The 24613-nt window shown below is 32.4% G+C and carries 19 protein-coding genes, 10 tRNA genes and 1 other annotated feature; all 29 genes read right to left on the bottom strand.

Annotated features, from left to right (window positions below; all coding sequences use genetic code 11):
* Nucleotides 1-6: 6 nt before the first annotated feature.
* Nucleotides 7-201 (bottom strand): 50S ribosomal protein L35, encoded by a 195-nt coding sequence (gene rpmI / locus HZY82_RS04245; protein WP_135156898.1) that lies wholly within the window; start codon nt 199-201, stop codon nt 7-9.
* A 25-nt stretch (nt 202-226) separates the two neighbouring features.
* Entirely contained in the window at nt 227-757 is a 531-nt protein-coding gene (gene infC, locus HZY82_RS04240) for a translation initiation factor IF-3 (protein ID WP_135156959.1), read from the bottom strand.
* Nucleotides 758-947: 190 nt separating this feature from the next.
* Nucleotides 948-4577, bottom strand: coding sequence for a DNA-directed RNA polymerase subunit beta' (rpoC, locus tag HZY82_RS04235; RefSeq protein WP_179938770.1), 3630 nt, complete (start codon nt 4575-4577; stop codon nt 948-950).
* A 62-nt stretch (nt 4578-4639) separates the two neighbouring features.
* Nucleotides 4640-8362 carry a DNA-directed RNA polymerase subunit beta gene (rpoB, locus tag HZY82_RS04230; protein ID WP_135156894.1) on the bottom strand — a complete coding sequence of 1241 codons (3723 nt, stop codon included), beginning with the start codon at nt 8360-8362 and terminating at the stop codon, nt 4640-4642.
* A gap of 161 nt (nt 8363-8523) precedes the next feature.
* Complete coding sequence (locus HZY82_RS04225; protein WP_135156892.1) at nt 8524-9120, bottom strand: class I SAM-dependent methyltransferase; 597 nt, start codon at nt 9118-9120, stop codon at nt 8524-8526.
* Nucleotides 9121-9307: 187 nt separating this feature from the next.
* A complete protein-coding gene (rplL, locus tag HZY82_RS04220; protein WP_135156891.1) occupies nt 9308-9667 on the bottom strand; it encodes a 50S ribosomal protein L7/L12 in 360 nt (119 codons plus the stop codon).
* Between the two features lie 48 nt (nt 9668-9715).
* Nucleotides 9716-10216: a 50S ribosomal protein L10 gene (gene rplJ, locus HZY82_RS04215; protein ID WP_135156890.1), complete on the bottom strand. Its 501-nt coding sequence runs from the start codon at nt 10214-10216 to the stop codon at nt 9716-9718.
* 34 nt (nt 10217-10250) lie between these two features.
* Nucleotides 10251-10385 (bottom strand) — a sequence feature (ribosomal protein L10 leader region).
* A gap of 50 nt (nt 10386-10435) precedes the next feature.
* Nucleotides 10436-11167 (bottom strand): MerR family transcriptional regulator, encoded by a 732-nt coding sequence (locus HZY82_RS04210; RefSeq protein WP_167753236.1) that lies wholly within the window; start codon nt 11165-11167, stop codon nt 10436-10438.
* Nucleotides 11168-11290: 123 nt separating this feature from the next.
* On the bottom strand, nt 11291-12448 hold the full coding sequence (dnaJ, locus tag HZY82_RS04205; protein WP_135156888.1) for a molecular chaperone DnaJ: 1158 nt from the start codon (nt 12446-12448) through the stop codon (nt 11291-11293).
* A 194-nt stretch (nt 12449-12642) separates the two neighbouring features.
* The gene (gene dnaK, locus HZY82_RS04200; protein ID WP_135156887.1) at nt 12643-14466 is read right to left on the bottom strand and encodes a molecular chaperone DnaK; all 1824 of its coding nucleotides are present in this window, start codon (nt 14464-14466) and stop codon (nt 12643-12645) included.
* Between the two features lie 147 nt (nt 14467-14613).
* Complete coding sequence (gene grpE / locus HZY82_RS04195) at nt 14614-15231, bottom strand: nucleotide exchange factor GrpE (RefSeq protein WP_179938768.1); 618 nt, start codon at nt 15229-15231, stop codon at nt 14614-14616.
* A gap of 12 nt (nt 15232-15243) precedes the next feature.
* A complete protein-coding gene (hrcA, locus tag HZY82_RS04190; RefSeq protein ID WP_135156884.1) occupies nt 15244-16251 on the bottom strand; it encodes a heat-inducible transcriptional repressor HrcA in 1008 nt (335 codons plus the stop codon).
* Between the two features lie 406 nt (nt 16252-16657).
* Nucleotides 16658-17938, bottom strand: a complete 1281-nt coding sequence (gene serS, locus HZY82_RS04185; protein ID WP_135156882.1) for a serine--tRNA ligase — start codon at nt 17936-17938, stop codon at nt 16658-16660.
* A 291-nt stretch (nt 17939-18229) separates the two neighbouring features.
* The gene (gene def / locus HZY82_RS04180; protein WP_135156880.1) at nt 18230-18784 is read right to left on the bottom strand and encodes a peptide deformylase; all 555 of its coding nucleotides are present in this window, start codon (nt 18782-18784) and stop codon (nt 18230-18232) included.
* A 92-nt stretch (nt 18785-18876) separates the two neighbouring features.
* On the bottom strand, nt 18877-19338 hold the full coding sequence (locus HZY82_RS04175) for an S-ribosylhomocysteine lyase (protein WP_135156878.1): 462 nt from the start codon (nt 19336-19338) through the stop codon (nt 18877-18879).
* An 87-nt stretch (nt 19339-19425) separates the two neighbouring features.
* The gene (locus HZY82_RS04170; protein WP_135156876.1) at nt 19426-19977 is read right to left on the bottom strand and encodes a histidine phosphatase family protein; all 552 of its coding nucleotides are present in this window, start codon (nt 19975-19977) and stop codon (nt 19426-19428) included.
* Nucleotides 19978-19986: 9 nt separating this feature from the next.
* Nucleotides 19987-20955 (bottom strand): class 1b ribonucleoside-diphosphate reductase subunit beta, encoded by a 969-nt coding sequence (gene nrdF / locus HZY82_RS04165; protein ID WP_135156874.1) that lies wholly within the window; start codon nt 20953-20955, stop codon nt 19987-19989.
* 18 nt (nt 20956-20973) lie between these two features.
* Nucleotides 20974-23064: a class 1b ribonucleoside-diphosphate reductase subunit alpha gene (gene nrdE, locus HZY82_RS04160; RefSeq protein ID WP_135156872.1), complete on the bottom strand. Its 2091-nt coding sequence runs from the start codon at nt 23062-23064 to the stop codon at nt 20974-20976.
* Nucleotides 23051-23425, bottom strand: a complete 375-nt coding sequence (gene nrdI, locus HZY82_RS04155) for a class Ib ribonucleoside-diphosphate reductase assembly flavoprotein NrdI (RefSeq protein WP_135156870.1) — start codon at nt 23423-23425, stop codon at nt 23051-23053. The genes nrdE and nrdI overlap by 14 nt, the downstream gene beginning before the upstream one ends.
* Nucleotides 23426-23677: 252 nt before the next feature.
* A tRNA-Glu gene (locus tag HZY82_RS04150) sits at nt 23678-23749 on the bottom strand.
* Nucleotides 23750-23780: 31 nt separating this feature from the next.
* Nucleotides 23781-23853: transfer RNA gene (locus HZY82_RS04145), tRNA-Lys, on the bottom strand.
* A gap of 1 nt (nt 23854) precedes the next feature.
* Nucleotides 23855-23929, bottom strand: a tRNA-Gln gene (locus HZY82_RS04140).
* A gap of 5 nt (nt 23930-23934) precedes the next feature.
* Nucleotides 23935-24018, bottom strand: a tRNA-Tyr gene (locus HZY82_RS04135).
* A 22-nt stretch (nt 24019-24040) separates the two neighbouring features.
* Nucleotides 24041-24116 (bottom strand) — tRNA-Val (locus HZY82_RS04130).
* A gap of 10 nt (nt 24117-24126) precedes the next feature.
* Nucleotides 24127-24198: transfer RNA gene (locus HZY82_RS04125), tRNA-Glu, on the bottom strand.
* A 31-nt stretch (nt 24199-24229) separates the two neighbouring features.
* Nucleotides 24230-24302 (bottom strand) — tRNA-Lys (locus HZY82_RS04120).
* A gap of 1 nt (nt 24303) precedes the next feature.
* Nucleotides 24304-24378, bottom strand: a tRNA-Gln gene (locus HZY82_RS04115).
* A 5-nt stretch (nt 24379-24383) separates the two neighbouring features.
* A tRNA-Tyr gene (locus HZY82_RS04110) sits at nt 24384-24467 on the bottom strand.
* A gap of 22 nt (nt 24468-24489) precedes the next feature.
* Nucleotides 24490-24565: transfer RNA gene (locus tag HZY82_RS04105), tRNA-Val, on the bottom strand.
* Nucleotides 24566-24613 lie beyond the last annotated feature (48 nt).

Here is a 24613-nt window from a genome sequence, read left to right as displayed (position 1 = left end):
TAAATCTTATTTTACTAATAAAGTTCTAATACGTTTGTAGTCCCCACGTGATACTAATGCAGCTTTACGTAAGTGACGTTTTTGTTTAGTAGTTTTTCTAGAAAACCAGTGAGATGTATAAGCACGGCTTCTTTTTAATTTTCCGCTTGCTGTTTTCTTCACACGTTTTGCTAAACCACGGTGCGATTTCATTTTTGGCATTGTAGATTCCTCCTATATTAAACCTTTATTTATTTATTTTTTTGGGTGCTAGGACTAAAAACATACTGCGTCCATCCATTTTAGGTGCTTGTTCGACAGTAGCTACTTCACTAGCTTCATTAGAAAATTGTTCTAAAACTTTCTGTCCAATTTCTTTGTGGGTAATTGCTCTCCCCTTAAAGCGAATAGTTACTTTTACTTTGTCTTCTTTCATTAAAAATTTCTTAGCATTTTTTAATTTTGTTTCAAAGTCATGCTTGTCTATCGTTGGAGATAGTCTAATTTCTTTGATTGTAACAATTTTTTGTTTTTTACGTGCTTCTTTTTCTTTCTTTTGTTGCTCGAACTTGAACTTACCATAGTCCATAATCTTAGCAACAGGAGTTTTAGCATTTGGTGCAACCATAACAACATCAAGATTTTGTCTTGATGCAAGCTCAATAGCTTCTGTTCTAGTTTTAACACCTAATTGTTCTCCAGTTTGACTAATTAAAAGAAATTCTCTCGCTTTTATACCTTCATTAATTTGTGCAGTATCCTTACTAATGACCAGCACCTCCCATTTATAATTCATTAAATACTAAAAGTAAAGAGCTGAGTATACATAGTACACCCAGCCCATAAATAATCTAGTTTATTCATTACCTATCATCCTAAACGAACGCAGGTGAGAAACGGCTGCTTCTACTTTTGTATTCAACATTAGTTATTCTATATTATTTTTTAAAAATTGTCAAGTTATTTTATTAAACTTCCTCTATTTCTTCTTGTTCTAAGTAGTCAATTTGAACACCGTTATATCTCTCTATACCTGTACCTGCTGGTATCAGTTTACCGATAATAACATTTTCTTTTAGTCCCATCAATCTATCAACCTTACCTTTGACTGCTGCATCAGTAAGAACACGAGTTGTTTCTTGGAATGAGGCTGCAGATAAGAAGGATTCCGTTTCTAGGGATGCTTTAGTAATACCTAACATAATAGGTTTTGCTGTAGCCATTTTTCCTCGTTTAGCTAAAATTTTAGCATTTTCATCTGTGAACTTATGAATATCAACAAGTGAACCTGCCAATAGATCAGTATCACCAGAATTTATAATTCTTACCTTACGTAACATTTGACGAACCATAACTTCTACGTGCTTATCTGAGATTTCTACCCCTTGCATTCTATATACTTTTTGAACCTCTGTTAATAAGTATGTTTGAACTGCTTGGTGACCAGCAATTGAAAGTAATTCTTTTGGTTCTATAGATCCCTCTGTAAGGACTTGACCACGTCTTACTCTATCTCCCTCAGCAACCAGGGTTCTTGTTGCACCATAGTCTTGATATACTCTTTCTTCTGAAAGATCACTTACTACGTGAATGTGTCTTTCTCCATGAGTTGTTGTTGTATCAATTTTAGTCACTACTCCATTAACTTCACTTATAAGTGCTTTCCCTTTAGGATTTCTAGCTTCAAATAACTCTTGGATACGAGGAAGACCTTGCGTAATATCAGCTCCGGCAACTCCTCCTGTATGGAATGTACGCATAGTAAGCTGAGTACCAGGTTCTCCGATAGACTGAGCTGCAATTGTTCCAACTGCTTCCCCAACTTCTACCTTATCTCCTGTTGCTAAGTTTTTACCATAACATTTCTCACAAACTCCATGACGACTGTTACATGTAAATGCTGATCTTATTACTACTGATTCAATACCAGATTTTTCTATAGTTTTCGCTTTATCTAATGTTATCATTTCACCATTAGCAACAATAATTTCTCCTGTTTCTGGATTAATAACATCTTCTTTGGCATAACGTCCCTCTAGTCGTTCTTCTAGTGATTCAATTTCATCTGTACCATTTTTTAATGCAGATACTTGAAGTCCTCTAGATGTTCCACAATCTTCCTCACGAACAATTACATCTTGTGCCACATCTACTAAACGACGAGTTAAGTAACCTGAATCTGCAGTCTTAAGTGCTGTATCTGCAAGTCCTTTACGTGCTCCGTGTGATGAAATGAAATACTCTAATACCGTCAACCCTTCTTTAAAAGAAGAACGTACAGGCATCTCGATAGTTCTTCCTGATGGAGATGCCATCAATCCACGCATTCCGGCTAATTGTGTAAAGTTCGACGCATTACCACGAGCTCCAGAGTCAGCCATCATGAAAATTGGATTGGTTTCTGGCAATGAATCCATTAATTGATCTTGAATTATATCCTTAGCTTTAGCCCATTGGCTAATTACATGTTGATATCTTTCATCTTCTGTCACTAATCCACGTCTAAATGAATTATTAATTTCATCAACATTCTTTTGTGCAGCTGCTAAAATTTCATATTTATTTGGAAGAACAAATACATCACTTACTCCTACAGTAATACCTGCTCTTGATGAATACTTAAATCCTAGATCTTTCATACGGTCAAGCATTGTTGATGTTTCAGTAATATGGAATCTATTGAAAATTTCTGCAATTATTTGTGATAAGAAATTTTTCTTAAATGGAGTAACCACCGCTTTATCTGCCAAGTACTCTTTTAAGCCACCCTGTGGTAAATCTTTATAAGCAACAAAGTACTTATCTGGAGTTGCTTCTTCAAGGTTTACTTTAGTAGCCTCATTTAAGTAAGGAAACTCTTCTGGTAGTATTTGATTAAAAATTACTTTTCCTACTGTTGTAATAAGTAATTTACTGTTTTGTTCTTCAGTAAAGGTAATATTACCAAATGATTTAGCTGAAATACCGATTCTAGTATGTAAGTGAATGTATCCATTTTGATAAGCAATATTAGCTTCATTTGCATCTTTAAAAATCATTCCCTCTCCAATAGCTCCAGATCTTTCCAATGTTAAGTAATAGTTACCTAATACCATATCCTGAGATGGGGTAACTACCGGTTTCCCATCTTTCGGGTTAAGGATGTTTTGAGCAGCAAGCATAAGCATTCTAGCTTCTGCTTGAGCTTCTTTAGATAAAGGAACGTGAACAGCCATTTGGTCTCCATCAAAGTCAGCGTTGAATGCTGTTGTAACAAGTGGATGTAATCTAATTGCTTTACCTTCTACTAAGATTGGTTCAAAGGCTTGAATCCCTAATCTATGAAGTGTAGGTGCTCGGTTAAGTAGTACTGGGTGTTCTTTTATAATTTCTTCTAAGATTCCCCATACATGATCTTCCATTTTTTCAATTTGTGTTTTAGCATTCTTAATGTTATTAGCTAATTCACGTTTTACTAGTTCACGCATAATAAATGGCTTGAATAGTTCAAGTGCCATTTCTCTTGGAAGTCCACATTGGTACATTTTCAGATTTGGACCTACAACTATAACCGAACGTCCTGAATAGTCAACACGTTTACCAAGTAAGTTTTGACGGAAACGTCCATGTTTACCTTTAAGCATATTAGATAATGATTTTAAAGTTCTGTTACCTGGTCCTGTTACTGGACGTCCACGACGTCCGTTGTCAATTAGGGCATCTACAGCTTCTTGTAACATACGTTTTTCATTTTGGACAATTAAACCTGGTGCTTTAAGTTCGATAAGCTTTTTCAATCGGTTGTTACGGTTAATTACACGACGATATAAATCATTTAAATCAGATGTTGCAAAACGTCCACCATCTAATTGAACCATTGGACGAATTTCTGGTGGAATGACTGGAAGTACTGTCATTATCATCCATTCCGGTTTATTTCCTGAGTTTTTGAATGCCTCAAATACTTCAATACGTTTGATAAGTTTTACAACTTTTTGCCCTGATTTGTAATTTGATTCACTTAATTCTTTTAATTCATTCTTTAATTCTTTAAGTTCTTTTTCAATATCAAGTTCTTCTAACAGATCACGAATTGCTTCAGCACCCATTTTGGCAACAAATGAACCTGCTCCATATTGAGCTCTTCTTTCACGAACTTCTCTTTCAGAAACTATTTGTTTTTTAGTGAAGTCAGTAGTTCCTGGATCAATTACTATGTACGATGCAAAATAAATTACTTCTTCTAGATATTTAGGTGTTATATCCAGTAATAATCCCATTCTACTTGGTGTTCCTTTAAAATACCAGATATGGCTGACTGGAGCAGCAAGCTCCAAGTGCGCCATTCTTTCACGTCTAACTTTAGATAAAGTTACATCTACACCACATTTATCACATTTAATATTTTTATATTTTACTCTCTTGTATTTACCACAAGAACATTCCCAGTCTTTAGCTGGTCCAAAAATTTTTTCACAGAACAAACCATCACTTTCAGGTTTTAATGTTCTATAGTTTATTGTTTCTGGTTTAGTAACTTCTCCATATGACCAAGATCTGATCTTTTCCGGAGAAGCTAAACTAATTTTCATATATGAAAAATTATTTACATCTATCAAGAAAGCCTACCTCCTTCATTATTCGATAACGCGTCTTTTATTAGATTTAGATTATTTTGAAATTATTTTTCTTCCTCTAAATCATCTTCATCACTATTTAACATTGATAATAGGGCATTTAAGCCTGCATGTTCTTCTTTTGTTTCTTCTACTAGGTCTATTGAAGCTTCTTCTGAATCAGCGTTTTCAACTTCTTCTAAACTAGTTTTTGCTTGAAATTCAATTGTATCTGCAATTTCCATATGTGCTAAATCTACTTCATTGTCATCTTTATCCATGACTCTAAAGTCCATTCCTAAAGCTTGCATCTCTTTCATAAGTACTCTAAATGATTCTGGAACTCCAGGTTTTTGAATATTTTCACCTTTGACTATTGACTCATAAGTCTTAATACGTCCATTTGTATCATCTGACTTGTAAGTTAAGATCTCTTGAAGTATATAAGCTGCACCATATGCTTCTAATGCCCATACCTCCATCTCTCCAAATCTTTGTCCACCAAACTGCGCTTTACCTCCAAGTGGTTGTTGAGTTACTAACGAGTAAGGTCCAATTGAACGAGCATGAAGTTTGTCATCAACCATGTGAGATAACTTAATCATGTACATTACTCCTACCGATACACGACTATCAAATGGTTCACCTGTACGACCATCATAAAGGATTGTCTTAGCATCTTTAGACATACCTGCCTCAGCAACAGTCGACCATACATCATCATCAGTTGCTCCATCAAATACTGGAGTTGCTACATGGATTCCTAATCTTTTAGCAGCCATTCCTAAATGAAGCTCTAATACCTGACCTATATTCATACGTGATGGTACCCCTAATGGATTAAGCATGATATCAACTGGTGTTCCATCTGGTAGGTATGGCATATCTTCTTCTGGTAAAATATTAGATATAACCCCTTTGTTACCATGACGTCCAGCCATCTTGTCCCCTACACGTATTTTACGTTTTTGAACAATAAATACTCTCACTAACTCATTAACACCGTTAGCTAATTCCGCTCCATCTTCACGTCTAAAGATTTTAACATCCGCTACTACTCCATCAGCACCATGTGGTACTCTTAACGATGTATCACGTACTTCTTTAGATTTAGAACCGAATATTGCATATAAAAGCTTTTCTTCTGGTGTTTGTTCTGTCAGTCCTTTTGGAGTAACTTTACCAACTAGAATATCTCCAGATTTAACTTCAGCACCAACACGAATGATTCCGCGACTGTCTAAATTTTTAAGTGCATTTTCCCCTACATTAGGAATTTCACGCGTGATCTCTTCAGGTCCTAGTTTTGTATCACGAGTTTCTGTTTCATATTCTTCTAAGTGAATAGAAGTATATACGTCTTCTTTAACAAGACGCTCACTCATAATTACAGCATCCTCATAGTTGTAACCATCCCAGTTTACAAAAGCAACTACTAAGTTTTTCCCTAGTGCTAACTCTCCTTTATCCATAGATGGCCCATCTGCAAGAATATCCTTTTTCTTAACCTTATCTCCTACCTTAACAATTGGCTTTTGATTATAAGATGTAGAGTGATTAGAACGAACAAACTTATGAATTGAGTAAAGGTCTAAGTCTCCTCTTAACTCTTTTCCATCTAAATATTCTGTTCTTCTTACTTTAATCACAGTAGAATCTACATACTCAACTACCCCTGGATATTTAGCAACGATGGCTGCTCCTGAATCACGTGCAGAAACATGTTCCATCCCTGTTCCTACAAAAGGAGCCTCTGTTACCATTAAAGGTACCGCCTGACGTTGCATGTTAGCTCCCATCAAGGCACGGTTAGAGTCATCATTTTCTAAGAAAGGTATACATGCTGTAGCTGCTGAAACTACTTGCTTAGGTGATACATCCATATAGTTCATCATTTCTTTAGGTAGAACTGTATTCTCCCCACGGAAACGACATACAACTTGATCATCTAAGAAAAATCCATTATCATCTACATTTGAGTTAGATTGTGCAACTACATATTTATCTTCTTGATCCGCTGTTAAGTAAGATACTTCTTTAGTCACATAAGGATTTCCTTCATTATCAAACTCCACTTTTCTGTAAGGTGTCATAATAAATCCAAACTCATTAATTCTTGCAAATGAAGAAAGTGAGTTAATCAGACCAATGTTAGGTCCTTCAGGTGTCTCAATAGGACACATACGTCCATAGTGTGAATAGTGAACGTCACGCACTTCCATTCCAGCACGTTCACGTGTAAGTCCACCTGGTCCTAAAGCTGATAAACGACGTTTATGGGTAAGTTCTGATAATGGGTTTGTTTGATCCATAAATTGTGATAGTTGTGAAGATCCAAAAAATTCTTTAATTATAGCTGTTACTGGACGAACATTAATCAATTGTTGTGGAGTAACTTCTTCTGAATCTTGAAGCGACATTCTTTCACGAACAACTCTTTCCATACGTGAAATACCTAAACGAATTTGATTTTGAAGTAACTCACCTATACAACGTAAACGACGATTTCCTAAGTGATCTATATCATCAGAATTTCCAATTAAATCGAATTCAAATCCGTCAATATTTCTTCTATTCCTGATTAATAATAAATAATAGTTAATACTTGCTATAATATCAGCAATAGTCAATGTAACTACATCTTTTTCTGGGCTAGCATTACCAATTATATGTAAAATTTGATCTCCTGTTAAATCATCAACATTATAATTTGCTGGTGCAGTTACCATGTTTACAACCTTAAACAACTGCAATCTTAATATATCATTTCCATCTATTGATTCATGAATTTCATATTCTTTAATATTTGCTGTTTTCGCCAGTTCTTCATGGATTCCATCCAAGATTGTACGCGTTAGTTTTGTACCTTTTTCTACTAAGACTTCACCAGTTTCAGTATCTACGATTGGTTCAACTAAAACTTGGTTTTCAAGTCTTTCAGATACATGTAATTTATTATTTAATTTATAACGACCCACTTTTGCTAAGTCATATCGACGAGCATCGAAAAATCTTCCAAATAATGTTGCTTTTGCTGATTCTACAGTTGATGGCTCTCCTGGTCGAAGTTTTTCGTAAATTTCCTGAAGTGCTTTTCCAGTATCTTTTTTGTCATCTTTTTCTAAAGTAGATAATAATTCTTCAGTTTCTCCAAATAAGGATACTATTTCTTCATCACTTGCAAATCCAAGAGCTCTAATTAATGTAGTAATAGGAATTTTTCTTGTTCTATCAATACGAGCATAAGCTAAATTCTTCATATCTTTTTCGAATTCTAACCAAGCCCCTCGATTAGGGATAACCGTTGTTTTGAAGGCATTAGCAATATTTTTAACTTTAAGTTTTTCATCTTCTGTGAAATAAACCGATGGAGAACGTACTAATTGTGATACGATAACACGTTCTGCTCCATTAATAATAAAAGTACCTGTATCAGTCATAAGTGGTAAATCACCCATGAATACTTCCTGTTCTTTAATTTCACCTGTTTCTTTATTTAATAGTCTAACTTTAACTCTTAACGGAGCCGCATAAGTAGCATCACGTTCTTTAGACTTATCAATATCATACTTAGGATCACCTAATTTGTAGTCGATAAATTCTAAACTTAGTTTATCGTTATTACCTTCAATAGGAGAAACATCTTTAAATACTTCCTTAATACCAGTCTTTAAAAATTCCTCATATGATGAAGTCTGAATTTCGATTAAGTCCGGTAAGTCAATAACTTCTGAAATTCTTGCATAACTACGTCTTTCTCTATGTTTACCAAATTTAATTTTTTGCAACTGTGTCACCCCTTGGTTTTTTTATAAGCATAACGCATTAAAAACAGCTATTTTAAAGTTAATTTTAAAGCTGTTTCAAATGAGTTTTTTGTAATTTTTTATTAATTTAAATAAATTACTTGCAATATATCATAATAGCATAATATAGATGTAAAGTCAATTTATTTGACACTTTTAAGGATATAATATCCTTTATTTTTTGTAATAATTTCTACATGTGAAAAAAGTTCTTCCAATAATTTTTTACAAGAAGCCATCCCTTGTTTTTTTTGAATAACTACCCATAATTCACCTTTAGAATTTAATCGTTCAAATGATTGCTTCATCATCATGTGAACTACTTCTTTCCCAGCTCTTATAGGAGGGTTTGTTAAAATAATATCAAAATTTTCTTCAATATCTGATAAAGCATTGTTCTCTAAGAGTTTCACATTATTTTTTATATTATTTTTTTCTAAATTTTTTTTGGATAATTCGAGACTTCTCTTATTAACATCAACTAAGATAAATGAAAAATCTTTATATCTATCAGCCAAAAATACAGATACAACTCCATACCCACAACCTAAGTCACATACATTAGCTATTTTTTTATCCGTTTCAAAAGATTCTAACATAGTTTTTGTACCAAAATCTATTCCATTTTTTGAGAAAACTCCATTATCTGTATAAAAGTTATATTCTTTTGAATTTATAAATCCCGAAATTACTTTTTCTTCACTTTTAGAATTAGGATTATTTGTATAATAATGTTCCATTTTTTCTTCCTGTTTTTTCTTTCTATTTATAAGAGTATTTGTTTATGTTTTTATATATTAAAAAAGTATATCTCATAACCTATTCGATATGAGATACACTATTGTTATTATCATCTATAAATATCTTATACAGATATTTGTTATTTTTACATCTATCTAATTAGTTGTTGAAATTAATCGATTAAAATTATTTAACTTCAACAGAAGCTCCAACTTCTTCAAGTTTAGCTTTGATTTCTTCAGCTTCTTCTTTAGAAACTCCTTCTTTAAGAGTTGCTGGTGCACCATCAACTTTTTCTTTAGCTTCTTTAAGTCCATCACCAGTGATCTCACGAACAACTTTGATAACTTTAATTTTTTGGTCTCCTGCGCTTGCTAATACTACATCAAACTCAGTTTTTTCTTCAGCAGCAGCAGCTCCACCACCTACTACAGCTACAGGTGCTGCAGCAGTTACACCGAATTCTTCTTCGATTGCTTTTACTAAGTCGTTTAATTCTAAAACTGACATGTTTTTAATTGATTCTAAGATTTGCTCTTTAGTCATTATATATTCCTCCAAATATTATCTTTTATTTAATTTCTTTTACAAGAATTAAGCCTCTTGTTCAGCCTTTTGATCTGCAACAGCTTTAACTGCTAAAGCAGTATTTCTCATAGGCGCTGTTAATACAGATAGTAACATAGAAAGTAACCCTTCTTTGTTTGGTAATGTTGCGATAGCTTTAACTTCTTCTAATGAAGCAACTTTACCTTCAATTACCCCTGCTTTTAATTCTAGTGCTTCGTTTTCTTTAGCAAAATCATTAAGTACACGAGCAGGCGCTACTACGTCTTCAGTAGAGAATGCAATAGCATTTGGACCAGTTAATACTTCTTCTAATCCTTCAATACCATTTTGCTCCATAGCACGACGCACTAGTGAGTTTTTGTAAACTTTAAACGTTAATCCCTCAGCACGCATTTTGTTACGTAATTCAGTTACTTGAGCAACATTTAAACCACGGTAATCTGCGATAACGATTGACGAACTTGCTTTAATTTCTTCAGCAATTTGGTTTACAAGTTCTTGTTTTCTCTCAATAGCTTTTGACATTGAACTTCCTCCTAATTAGATTTATCAATCTCAATTGTACCAAAAAGAACCTTTCTGCATGCGAGAACATACAAAAAGGCATAAACATAATACTCTTTTTATTATCGTCCTCGGTAGGATTATTAAAACTTAAGTTCCCTACTGTCTTAGGTACATATCAAACTGACTTAGAATAATATACTATATTTTTTTGAATTTGTCAATATAATTCTTCTATTTTTATTTTTCTTTATAAATTTTTGCAGCTTCTATTATTAAGTCTACCAGGCTTTCTTCTCCAAACTTCTCAAAATAGCTATTAAAACGACAATCTTCCTTGTAAGATAAACATATACTGTAAAATATCTCTTTACTGCATCCCATTAAATTATACATAATATCATATAAACTTGCTATTTCATTTTGTATAACTTTACTTTCGGCTAGTTCGTCTATATTTTCTACAATATTCCTATAAACATGATCCAATTCTTTTTCTAAATTTTTAAAATCTTCCTTCGTGTAATCTTTAGTATTATGTTTATATATCCTATATTCACTTGAATTGCTATACAGTAATTCTATTTCTCGTTCATATTGTTTTTCCATATTATTTACTTTTTCTCCTTCAAGTATTTCTCTTCTTATGTCTTTTCCATCAATAACTTTATCTAATTTTTCAATAGTATTCTGTAATTTTAATAATTCATATTTTAAATTTTCTTTGTGTTTTAATAAAATTTTAGTTCTTTTTTCATTATCTAATAAATAGTACTCTTTAATTTCTTTAAGCGACAAACCTATTGCTTTTAGAAAAAGTATTTCTTGTAATTTAATCAAATCTTTTTTATTATACTCTCTATAATTATTTTCACTATTTTTGCTAGGTGTTAAGATACCTTGTTCATCATAATAATGTAAAGTTCTCTTTGTTATTCCTGTTATTTTTATAATATCCTTAATAGAAAACATACTTCCCCTCCTCATTTATTAATATATCGTTAGCTAACTATCTTTATTTTAAAGCATAACGTTAGGTTATAGTCAAGAATGCTAGCAAAAAAATCGCAACTATTTCTAGTTACGATTTTTATTCTATAAGTCATCTAATGCTTTGTTTATTTTTCTTTTTGCTTTTTCAAAAAATCCTTCTCCTTCAGATGATTTTTCCCCTCTTATTTTAGCAAGTTCTTCATATAATTCACGTTCACGTTGTGATAAGTCTTTAGGTATTTTTATTATCGCTATAATATAATGATCCCCTACTCCATATCCTCTAACATTTTTAACACCTTTCCCTGCTAATTTAAATTTACGCCCGTATTGCGTTCCAGCTGGAACATTAAGTTCTATTTCCCCATTAAGTGTACGAACATCTATCTTAGTTCCTAAAGCAGCTTGTGCTGGTGATAATTCTAACTCTGTATAGATATCGTCTCCATCTCTATGGAAGTACTTGTCTTCTGGAACAATAACTTCTATAAATAAATCTCCTGCTGGTCCTCCATTGACACCAGGTCCTCCTTTTCCTGAAAGTCGAACTCTTTGTCCATTTTCAATTCCAGCTGGAATATCGACTTCATACTCAACTTCTTTGTTGTTGTATCCTTTACCGAAACAATGAGCACATTTATCTTTAATTATTTTACCTGTTCCGTTACATCTTGAACATGTTCTTTGACTTTGTACCTGACCAAAGATTGATTGTTGAACAAATGTTTCAGATCCAGAACCATGACAAGTTGTACATGTTGTAGTAGACGATGCATCTTTAGCTCCCGAACCATTACATTTTTCACACGTTACATCTTTTCTAAATTTTACTGCTTTCTTAACACCAAAAACAGATTCTTCAAATGATATATTAAGTCTGTGAAGTAGATCCTCTCCTTGCCTTGGAGCATTTGGATTTCTTCTTCCACGTCCTCCACCACCAAAAAATGATGAAAATATATCTCCTAAATCATCAAAATCTGCTCCAGAGAATCCTCCACCAAATCCTCCGAAGCCACCACCTCCATAATTACCTTGTTCAAAAGCTGCATGTCCAAATTGATCATATTGGGCTTTTTTATTATCGTCACTTAAAATTTCATAGGCTTCTGTGATTTCTTTAAACTTTTCGTCTGCCCCTGGTTCTTTATTAATATCTGGGTGATATTGCTTAGATAATTTTCTATATGCTTTTTTTATTTCTTGTGCACTAGCACCTTTACTAAGTCCCAGCACTTCATAGTAATCTCTTTTTGCCATATTTTCCCCTATGTTAAATTTTAAGGGAGCGTAAAACACTCCCTTATTTATTTCAAATTTTGATTATTTTTAAAAATTTTCTATATATATATTACATCACTATGTGATTGCTTCCTATTGTTTTAAACAACATTTTCATTCTAGAAAATCTTGAGATAATAATTTTTAACTTTTTTATCTTAATAACTGTATGCTTATTTTTTCTCAGTGAAATCTGCTTCTACTACGTCATCATCTTTATCATTTGATGATGTAGTTTCTGCTTCTGAGTTAGCAGATCCCGCTGCTTGTGCTTGTTCATATAACTTCATAGTCATTTCTTGAACAGCTTTCTCTAGTTCTTCTTTTGCAGACTTAATCCCTTCTAATTCGTTATTTTTAATTGCTTCTTTTAATGTATCATTTTTAGTTTTAATAGCATCTAATAGTGATTGATCAACTTTATCTTTTCCATCTTCTAAAGCTTTATCAGCTTGGAATGATAGTTGGTCCGCTTCATTACGTAAATCAGCTTCCTCCTTACGTTTAGCATCTGCTTCCGCATTTGCTTCTGCTTCTTTAACCATTCTATCTATATCTGCATCAGATAGTGATGATGATGATTCAATAGTAATTTTTTGTTCTTTTTGTGTTCCTAAATCCTTAGCTGTAACATTTACGATACCGTTTTTGTCAATATCAAATGTAACTTCGATTTGAGGCACTCCACGTGGTGCTGGTGGTATATCTGATAATTGGAATCTTCCTAAAGTCTTATTATCATTTGCCATTGGTCTTTCACCTTGTAACACGTGAATATCTACTGCAGGTTGGTTGTCTGCTGCAGTTGAGAAAACTTGAGATTTAGATGTTGGAATCGTAGTATTTCTTGGAATTAATACAGTCATTACTGATCCCATTGTCTCAATACCTAGTGATAGTGGTGTTACATCTAGTAGTACTACATCTTTAACATCTCCAGTAATAACTCCACCTTGAATAGCTGCTCCCATTGCAACAACTTCATCTGGATTTACTCCTTTATTTGCTTCTTTACCCATTTCTTTCTTAACTGCTTCTTGCACAGCTGGGATACGAGTAGATCCCCCTACTAAGATTACTTGATCAATTTCAGAAGCTGATAACCCTGCATCTTTAAGTGCTTGACGAGTTGGAATCAATGTTCTCTCTACTAATGAATGAGTTAATTCATCAAATTTAGCACGAGTTAATGTGTTCTCTAAGTGAACTGGTCCTGCAGGCCCTGCAGAGATAAATGGTAGAGATATCTGAGTTGATGTTACTCCAGATAAATCTTTCTTAGCTTTTTCTGCTGCATCTTTTAGACGTTGCATAGCCATTTTATCTTGTGATAAATCAATTCCTTGATCTTTTTTAAATTCTTCTACTAAGTAGTCAATGATTGCTTGGTCAAAGTCATCCCCACCTAGTAAATTATCACCTGATGTAGATAATACTTCAAATACTCCATCTCCTAATTCAAGAATAGAAACATCAAATGTTCCTCCTCCTAAGTCGAATACTAGGATTTTCTGATCTACATCTGTTTTATCTAGACCGTAAGCTAGAGCTGCTGCTGTTGGTTCGTTGATAATTCTTTCTACTTCTAGTCCAGCAATTTTACCTGCATCTTTAGTTGCTTGACGTTGAGCATCATTAAAGTAAGCTGGCACTGTAATTACTGCTTTAGTTACTTTTTCACCTAAATATGACTCTGCTGTTGCTTTTAAATTTTGCAAAATCATTGCCGAAATTTCTTGTGGTGAATAATCTTTTCCATTTACCGCTTCTTTATAATCAGTTCCCATATGACGCTTAATTGAAATTACTGTGTTAGGGTTTGTAATTGCCTGACGTTTTGCAACTTCACCTACTTGAATCTCATCTCCCTTAAAGGCCACTACTGATGGAGTAGTTCTATTTCCTTCTGGGTTAGGGATAACTTTAGCTTCCCCTCCTTCTAATACAGATACACATGAGTTAGTTGTTCCTAAGTCTATACCAATAATTTTTGACATTTTTTATTCTCCTTATTTATATACAATTAATATTATTTTCACATCTAATTTACTCAGCAATTATCTCTAATCACTGAATATTTTTCCTAGTTATTCGGATAAATTTTAAAATATTTTTATAATTTTAAAGTTATTTCTTCTTAAGTATTAGGAATTTACTTTAACCATAGCTGGTCTAATTACTCTATCTTTTAATTTATATCCTTTTTGGAAAGTTTCTAATACAATTCCAGATTCTTTTTCAGAATCACTATCCTGCATTACCGCTTGATGAACATTAGGGTCAAATTTTTCTCCCGTTGATTCTATTAGCTCTACTCCCTCTGATTTTAGAGCAGCTTGTAATCCTTCATAGACCATTTGTACACCTTTTAAAAGTCCAATTGTCTCTTCTGTTTCTTCGGTTGAAGCTAAAGCTCTTTCTAAGTTATCTATACTAGGAAGTATTTCTGAAATTATCTTTTGGCTTTTATATTTATTATTTGTTTCTATTTCCTGATTTTTACGTTTTTTAAAGTTTTCAAATTCTGCATAAAGTCTTAAATATTTATCTTCCGATGCTTTCAAGTCTTCTTCTGCTTTTAAAAGTTTAGCTTCTAAAAGGCCCTCTATACTTTCTTCGACTTCTTTTTCTAAAGTTTCTTCAGACTCTAATTCTTCACTTATATTCTTTATTTCTTCAGTGGTGGCCTTTAGATTTTCTTCTACTGTACCCTCTAAGCTCTCTTTCTTTTTTTCTAAATTTTCTTCTTTTTTACTAGACATAGCTACCTCCTATTATTTTAGGTTTTTATTCAAGTTACTCTTTACACATCTTATCAAAGCCATTACTTTTTTATAGTTCATTCTCTTAGGACCAACTACAGCAATAACCCCTTCTCCTTTATCGCTAGAGTACTTACTTGATATTAATGAGACTTCAGTCAAATTAGATCCAGAAAGCTCATTACCAATTTTTATTGATATATCATTACTTGTAGAGTTATTATCTAAAAGTTCTATGATACTATCATCTTCTAAAAGACTTACTATTTCTTTTAATTTGTCTATATTATCTATATCAGGTTGTTTTAGCAAATTATACTTACCACCCAAAGCAATAGTTTTCTTACTTTCATCATTTAGAAGTCTATTTAATACTAGAACTATCATATCATAATTATTTACTTTATTTTTAAGATATTTTTCAAGTTCTTTATGAAGTACTATATGAGCCTGTGCCATTTCTACATCATAGAAATATACTTGAAGTAATCTATTTACCTCTGCTATATCATCATTTGTAAAATCAGCTTGCATTTTATAATTCTGTTGATGGACTTCTCCTATACTAGTAATTAATACTACCAGTACACTTCTAGGACTTAATAAAATCAATTCTATCTTATTTATCCTTTTATCTGATTTAGTAGGTGCCAATATAATTGCTGTACAATCAGTTAAATTTGATAAGACTATAGCATTCTTTTCTAAAAATTTAGATTGTGAATAAACTTCTTCCTTATTTATAGAATTAATTATAGTATTATCATCATCTGTTAGCTTATACTCTGTATTTATATAATCAACATAATATCTATATCCCTTTTCAGAAGGAATTCTTCCTGAAGATGTATGTGTCTTCATTATAAATCCTTCTTTTTCAAGCTTACTCATATCATTACGAATCGTAGCTGACGAGAATTTTATATCTTGTGATATTAGTTTTGACCCTACTGGTTGATTATTATTGATAAAATTTTCAACTATTGTTTGAAGGATAAGAACTTGCCTTTCTAATAACATAGTATCCACCTTCTTATTTTTTCAGAATTAGCACTTTGAGTTATCGAGTGCTAACTCATATTTATATAATACCACTAAGGTCAAATAATGTCAATAGAAAAAATAAAATTTTTTGACTTTTTTTGACTTTTTTGTTTCTCCTTTTAAAAAATTAATAAATTATTAACTTCTCACCTATTTTTTCTTATTTAACATATCATAATTTTAGATAAAAAGTAGTACAACTAATTTTACCCATATTATAATTTTTAAAAGACAAATATAAAGACCTAGCAAGATTTCTTGCTAGGTCTGTCTGTATTCTATTCTTCAAAGCATTCTATTACTTTATTATGCTCCCAAGATACTTCTTCTATAAAAATTCTATCTCATTCTAATACTTTATAGTATATCCTATCATTAACTACTAGGCTTTAGTAATTTTTTCCATACCTCTCATATATGGTCGCAACACTTCTGGAATTGTTATTGATCCATCTTCATTTTGATAGTTTTCTATTATAGCTGCTACTGTACGCCCTACTGCTAATCCCGATCCATTTAGAGTATGTGCAAATTCTAATTTACCATTTTTCTCTCTTCTAAATCTAATGTTAGCTCGTCTCGCTTGGAAATCTGTGCAATTTGAACATGATGAAATTTCTTTATAGGCCCCATAACTCGGCAACCATACCTCTATATCATAAGTTTTAGCGGCTGAAAATCCAATATCTCCTGTGCATAATGTTATAACACGATAAGGTAATTCTAATTTTTTAAGAATAGTTTCTGCATGACCTGTCATTAATTCTAATTGTTGGAAGGATTCTTCTGGTTTAGAAAATCTAACCATTTCTACTTTATCAAATTGGTGCATACGAATTAAACCACGAGTATCACGTCCTGCTGAACCTGCTTCTGAGCGGAAACAAATTGAAAAACCTGTTAATCCTTGCGGTAAGTCGTCCTCACTTAATATTTCATTGTTATAATAGTTTGTTAAAGGTACCTCTGCGGTTGGAATAAGTGTCAATCCCTCTGATTCTACAGTGTAGACATCCTCTAAGAATTTAGGAAATTGTCCTGTTCCATATAAAGAATTTCTATTAACCATTTGTGGTACCATCATCTCTTGATATCCATGATCAACAACATGGGTATCAATCATAAAATTAATCAATGCTCTTTCTAATAAAGCTCCTGCTCCTTTATAAAAGGCAAATCTAGCACCAGAAACTTTAGCTGCTCTTTCAAAATCAACTATATCTAAATCAGCAACTAAATCCCAATGTGCTTTTGCTTCAAAATCAAAGTTTGGTAAATTTCCAACACGTCGAACTTCTACATTATCTTCTTCACCTTCTCCTACTGGAGTTTCATCAGATAAAAGATTTGGTATTCTTGATAAAATATCTTGTAATTTTTCGTCAATTCCCCTAACTTCTGTATCTAATTCAGTTATCTCATCAGAAAGTTTTTTCATTTCTGAGATAAAATCACTAGCATCTTCCTTATTACGTCTTAAAACTGCAATTTTTTCACTTGTTTTATTACGTAAAGCCTTCATATCTTCAACCTTTATCAATTTTTCACGTCTTAACTTGTCTAATTCTAAAATAGTATCTACTATTACTGCATCATCTCCACGCTTAGCAATCTTATCTTTGACAAATTCAGTTTCTGTTCTTATTAATTTAATATCTAACATTTTCTTCCTCCAAAAATATAAAAATCCCTCGCATTTAATATATAAATGCAAGGGACGATGAGTCTAATCGTGGTTCCACCCTAAATTTAGCTTCACAGCTCTCTTTAGAAAATTATTTGGTCTATAACTAATCATATAGAAAATAGTAGAATTTTAAAATCAAAATTAAGTATTTTCAGCAAGCATACTCTCTCTAAAAATTTTATATTTTAAAACATGTCTATACCAAATAAAGTATTAACTTAATACTTATTCTACTCCTATTCTCTTTTTTTGTCAAGTGTCCTAAAACTAAAGTTTCTCATATTCTTCTGATATATCGAAAGGATTTTCCTTGTTGATATGATCGTAAAATAAAACCCCATTTAAATGATCAATTTCATGTTGAAAACAAATAGAAGGTAAACCTTTTAAGTCTAAAGTTACTTTTTCATCATTTTCATTATATCCTACTACCTTAATTTTAGAATATCTAGGAACATATCCTTTTATTTCCTTATCGACGGATAAACAGCCTTCCCCTCCTGCTAAGTAAGATTTAGCCGCTGAATGAGAAATAATCTTTGGATTATATAAAGCATAAGATATTGTATTCTCCGGATATTCTTCATTTGGAATATGGACCGCCATCATTCTTTTAGCTACATTAATCTGAGGTGCTGCTAATCCAATTCCTGGTTTCAATCCATATTTTTCTACCAATTCATCATCTTGTGATGCAATCACATACTCAAGTAATGAACGTAAAATGTCCTTATCTTCTTTTGATATTGGTGACTTTACTTCCTCGCAACGTAATCTAAGTGTTTCATGCGGATCTACTATAATATTTTTTACTGTTATCATTTTATTTCCTCCTATTATCTCTTATTTACTATGTATAATATCCTCTTTTTTACTTCATTTAATTCTAAATTAAAGAGCGGTAAAACCACCCTTTATAAAATTCTTTTAAATGGATCTAAACTAATTCCTTGACTCAGTACTTCACTTGCATAAATTTTAGCTGCAAATAATGAATGATCTCTAAAATTCCCACATTCTTTAGCGGTTGTAGCAGGAACTACCTCTGTTTCTCCTACAGTGTGTAAAACTTTAACTAAAACTTCTCTTACTTCTTCTACACTAGGACTTCCCCAAATAATCATGTAGAAACCTGTTCTACATCCCATTGGTGAAATATCAATAATTCCTTTCAAATGATCACGCATATTAATTGCTAATAAGTGCTCCAGTGTATGCATTGCTCCAGTTGAAAATCCATCTTTATTGGGTTGTAAAAATCTAAGGTCAAACTTACTAATTTTTGCTCCTGTTTCATGAGTTTCTACACCAGCTATTCGTATATAAGGTGCTTTTACTATATTATGATCTAATTCAAAACTTTCTACTCTGGCCATCTTATCTCTCCTACATAATTTAATTTCTTATACATTATATCATATAAAAATTTTTTCATATAAAAAATAGAAGCATGTATACTTCTATTAAGCATTATATTTCAATAAAGTAAAATTTTCTCCATCATACTCAATTTCATTTAAAGATGTATTAACTATATAAGCATCATTGGGTCTAATTTTTTTTGATTCTAAGAAAATTCTAGTACAAGCACCATGACAAACAACTAAAATTGTATCATCTTTATGCTCATCATATTTCTCTTTATAAAAATCTTCTATTCTTTGGGCAATAGCAGTATCCGACTCAACACTTGATATATCACCCTTTTCTTGTCCAAGATGCCACTCCTCATAAGTAGCACCTTCAAATTTACCGTAATTTTTTTCTATAACTCTAATATCCTTCTCTATAGCTATGTCTTGATTTTCAGAATTATCTAACATATAGCGACAAGTATCATAAGCTCTTTCCATTGGACTTGAATAAGCTGCAGCTATATTATAGTCCTTTAATTTTAATCCCGCATCTTTCGCCTGTTGAATTCCGGTTGCATTTAAAGGTATATCTGTATGTCCTTGGACTAAATGATTTTTATTATAATCAGTTTCTCCGTGTCTAACCATTAAAATTTTCATATTTTTCTCCTATTCAAATATAAAATCATCATCTTCTAATTGCTCTACATTCATAGAAACAACATAGCCATCTCCCTTAACAGAAAAGAAATCATGATTCTTAGTAGATGTATCCATAGCATTTTCTATTATTGGATTTAAATCTTTATGTTCAAAATAACCTGGATATCCCAAATTAGCTAAAGCTCTATTAGCATTGTATTCAATATAGTCTTTAACTTGATCAGTAAGACCTATTTGGTCGTATAAATCAGTTGTATAGACTAACTCATTTTGATATAGATCCAATAGCAGCTTATACATCTCTTTCTCTGCTTTTTCTTGTTCTTCCTTAGTTAATGTTTGAAATATTTCTTGAGCATCAAAACCTGTAAATGAACCATGTATAGTTTCATCTAATAATATCTTACGAATTATTTCTCCAGATGTAGTTAATTTACCTTGACCAGCTAAATATAAAGGATAGAAGAATCCTGAATAAAAAATATATGACTCTAAAAATACTGAAGCAACACGTGCCATATATTGATCATATTTTCCTACTTGTGGTTTAAATAACTTCATATAGTAAGAATTTATTTTTTCAGCTTTATATTGTAATTCCTTATTAGCTGTAACCCATTCATCTAACAAATAATCTGTTTCTGAAGATGATATAAGAGAGGTGAAAATTGTTGAATACGACTTAGCATGTATTTGTTCCATCATTCCCATAAAGCTGTAAACTGCTTGTTTCCTCATATCTTCTGTGTGCAAAGAAACAAGTGGCATTCCCATATCACCTTGTTGAGTATCAAGACCTGTTAATCCTGCAAGAACTTTTTTATAAGTGTCTCTTTCTGAATCATTTAAGTCTTCCGTCCAACTTTTTATATCTTTCGATACTTTAAACTCCGTATCTACCCAAAATTGTGCAATATTTTGACGCCAGTACATAAATGTAAGGTCATCTTGCTTATTCCAGTTTACTGCTTTCATATTTTATAATCCTCTCTTTTATATTGAACAAGAGGTACACTCCTCTACTGATAGTAATTTATTTCTTGTGTAGTAAAGTGATTTTAACCCCTTGTGGTGCGCATATACATAGTATCTAGCTAATTCTCTTGTTGATATGTCTGAATTTACAAATAAAATTATAGATATACCTTGATCTACATGTTCTTGTATTACAGACATTAGATCTATAAGCTTCATTTGATCAATTGTAAAGGCTGACTTATAATACCATTGGTTACGAGCATTTAGGTAAGGCATTGGATAAAATGTTTCAGCATTACCATAGGCACGTCTTTCAATCTTATCTACGATTGGTAATACACTCGAAGTTGAATTTTGTACATAAGAAATTGATTGTGTTGGTGCGATAGCCATTCTGTATGCGTGGTAAAGTCCATTTTCTCTAACTTTGTTTTTTAAGCTAGACCAATCTTCTTTAGTAGGTACATAAATATCTTTAAACAATTCTTTAACTTTATCTGTTACTGGTAAGAAAAGATTTTCTGTATATTTATCAAAATACTTACCATTGTAATAGTCTGATTTTTCAAAATCCTTAAAGGTTTTTCCTTTTTTCTTAGCTATTTGCATAGAACGCTCTATTGTATAATAATTCATCATCATAAAGAATACATTTGCAAAATCTTTAGCTTCTTCTGATTCATAAGCAATTAAATTTTTCGTTAAATAACCATGTAAATTCATTGCACCTAATCCTACTGAGTGAAACTCATCATTTGCTTTAACTACTCCAGGTGCATTTTTAATTTTTGTAGAATCCGAAACAAATGTCAATGCGTCCATTCCAGAATATACAGATTCTTTAATTTTTTTTGATTCCATTACATTTGCAATATTCAATGATGCTAAGTTACAAGAGATATCACGCTTAATAATATCTTCTTCTCCATAATCTTTGATTAAAGATGTCTCTTGTAATTGAAAAATTTCTGTACATAAATTAGACATCTTGACCTGCCCAATTTCACTTAAAGCATGATTTTTATTAGCATTATCTTTAAACATCAAGTATGGATATCCTGATTGTAATTGAGTCGATGCAATTAATGATAACATATCTCTTGCTGAGAATTTTCTCTTAATAATATTTTCATTAGCGACAAATTTATCATAGTATTCAGATAAATCAATATCATCTAGAACAAGACCATATTCCTCCCAAATAGAATGTGGTCCAAACATGTAAAAGTCTTTATTGTCTCTTGCTAAATCAAAAAATAATGATGGAACCACTAAACCAGTTGATATAGTAGGTAAACGTAATTCTTCATCAGCATTTACTTTCTTAGTGTCTAAAAATTCTAAAACATCATAGTGAAAAATATTTAAATACACAGCTCCTGCACCAGGCCTTTGACCTAATTGATCCGCATAAGCGAATCCTTGTTCTAATGATTTTGCTACAGGGATTACACCTTTAGCTACCCCTTTAATTCCCTTAATTGATTCTCCACGTGCTCGAAGTTTAGAAAGGTTAATAGCAACTCCCCCTCCAATTTTAGATAGTTGTTTAGCTGTAGAATCAATATAATTTATAGAATTTAACGAATCACCTACTTCTAATAGAAAACATGATACTAGCTCACCACGGCGTGCTCGACCAGAATTTAAAAATGTTGGTGTAGCTGGTTGTAGTCTCTGTTCAAGCATAGAAATAATTAATTCCTTAGCTAAAGAAGCATCACCACCAGCTAAAAACATTGAAACTATAAATACATGTTGATTAAAGTTTTCTAGATATTGTTTTTTATCATTAGTTCTAAGTGCATAGTCTTTAAAAAATTTACTAGCAGCCATATAAGATTGGAATTCAAACTTATAATTAGTTGCTAATTCTAAACAATCAAGAATTTCCTCCTCAATATACTGATTAAAAATATTATAATAATAATTTTCCTCTACAAGGTATCTTAGTCTTTTTAATTCAGAATTGAATTTAATTGTTTTGTCATCAATTTCTCTTAAAAATTCAGTGATTGCTTCTTTGTCTTTATATAGCATATAAAACCCTGTTTCATCTCGTTTAGTCACCTCATTGTTAAGTTCTATGTGTTTATATTCTGGCATTACTTATCTCCTCATAGATTTCATTAAATTTATCTACATCTCTATTATTTCCTAAAAGCTCAAATTTCATTAAAATAGGTGTCCCATAACTTGCATTTATTTTATCAGCAGAAGCTGCAAAATTACTTCCCCAATTTCTATTTCCACTTGCAACTACACCTACAGCATATCTGGAATTTTTATCCATAAATTCCTTTACTTTTAAAGGTATATCCCCAAATCCTATAGTTGGAGTAACTAAAATAAAAGGAAAATCAACTATTTCTAAATCAGTTATAGACATTATATTTTCTAGTTTAACATTTGTATAACTCAAAAATTTCTTACAATTACCAGTCAATGATAAGTAAATGATTTTCATTTTTCTTCCCCCTAAAAATAAAAATTTTCCGAATAAATATTTCCCGGAAATAATTTTGATACTAATATTATATCATTTTAAATTTACAATTTCTAAAGATAAGATCCCACATTTTTTATAACTTAGTTTATTACAACTTCTAAAAATGCATCATAATCAAGTTTAATAAAATTATTTTTGCATAAAACATAAATAATTATTATTTAAACAAGTTAATATAAAAAAAATAAGCACAATGCTTATTTAAATTAATGACCCGTACGGGATTCGAACCCGTGTTACCGCCGTGAAAGGGCGGTGTCTTAACCACTTGACCAACGGGCCATAATAAAATGCACTAGGCATTTATTTAAAATGAGCCATGAAGGACTCGAACCTTCGACCCTTTGATTAAAAGTCAAATGCTCTACCAACTGAGCTAATGGCTCATGGCTGGGATATCTGGATTCGAACCAGAGCATGACGGAGTCAAAGACCGTTGCCTTACCGCTTGGCTATATCCCAATAAATGGTGGGCAGGAGTGGATTCGAACCACTGAACCCGAAGGAGCGGAGTTACAGTCCGCCGCGTTTAGCCTCTTCGCTACCTACCCTTAATTCTTATTTAATAATAAATGGTGGAGGATAACGGGATCGAACCGCTGACCCCTTGCTTGTAAGGCAAGTGCTCTCCCAGCTGAGCTAATCCTCCTTTTATTTAATGACCCGTACGGGATTCGAACCCGTGTTACCGCCGTGAAAGGGCGGTGTCTTAACCACTTGACCAACGGGCCATAATAAAATGCACTAGGCATTTATTTAAAATGAGCCATGAAGGACTCGAACCTTCGACCCTTTGATTAAAAGTCAAATGCTCTACCAACTGAGCTAATGGCTCATGGCTGGGATATCTGGATTCGAACCAGAGCATGACGGAGTCAAAGACCGTTGCCTTACCGCTTGGCTATATCCCAATAAATGGTGGGCAGGAGTGGATTCGAACCACTGAACCCGAAGGAGCGGAGTTACAGTCCGCCGCGTTTAGCCTCTTCGCTACCTACCCTTAATTCTTATTTAATAATAAATGGTGGAGGATAACGGGATCGAACCGCTGACCCCTTGCTTGTAAGGCAAGTGCTCTCCCAGCTGAGCTAATCCTCCTTTTATTTAATGACCCGTACGGGATTCGAACCCGTGTTACCGCCGTGA

Source organism: Gemella sp. GL1, from assembly GCF_013415365.1.
In the GTDB taxonomy this organism is placed as follows: domain Bacteria; phylum Bacillota; class Bacilli; order Staphylococcales; family Gemellaceae; genus Gemelliphila.
Note: the sequence above shows the minus strand (reverse complement) of the source record. Positions and strands in the feature narration are given on the sequence as shown.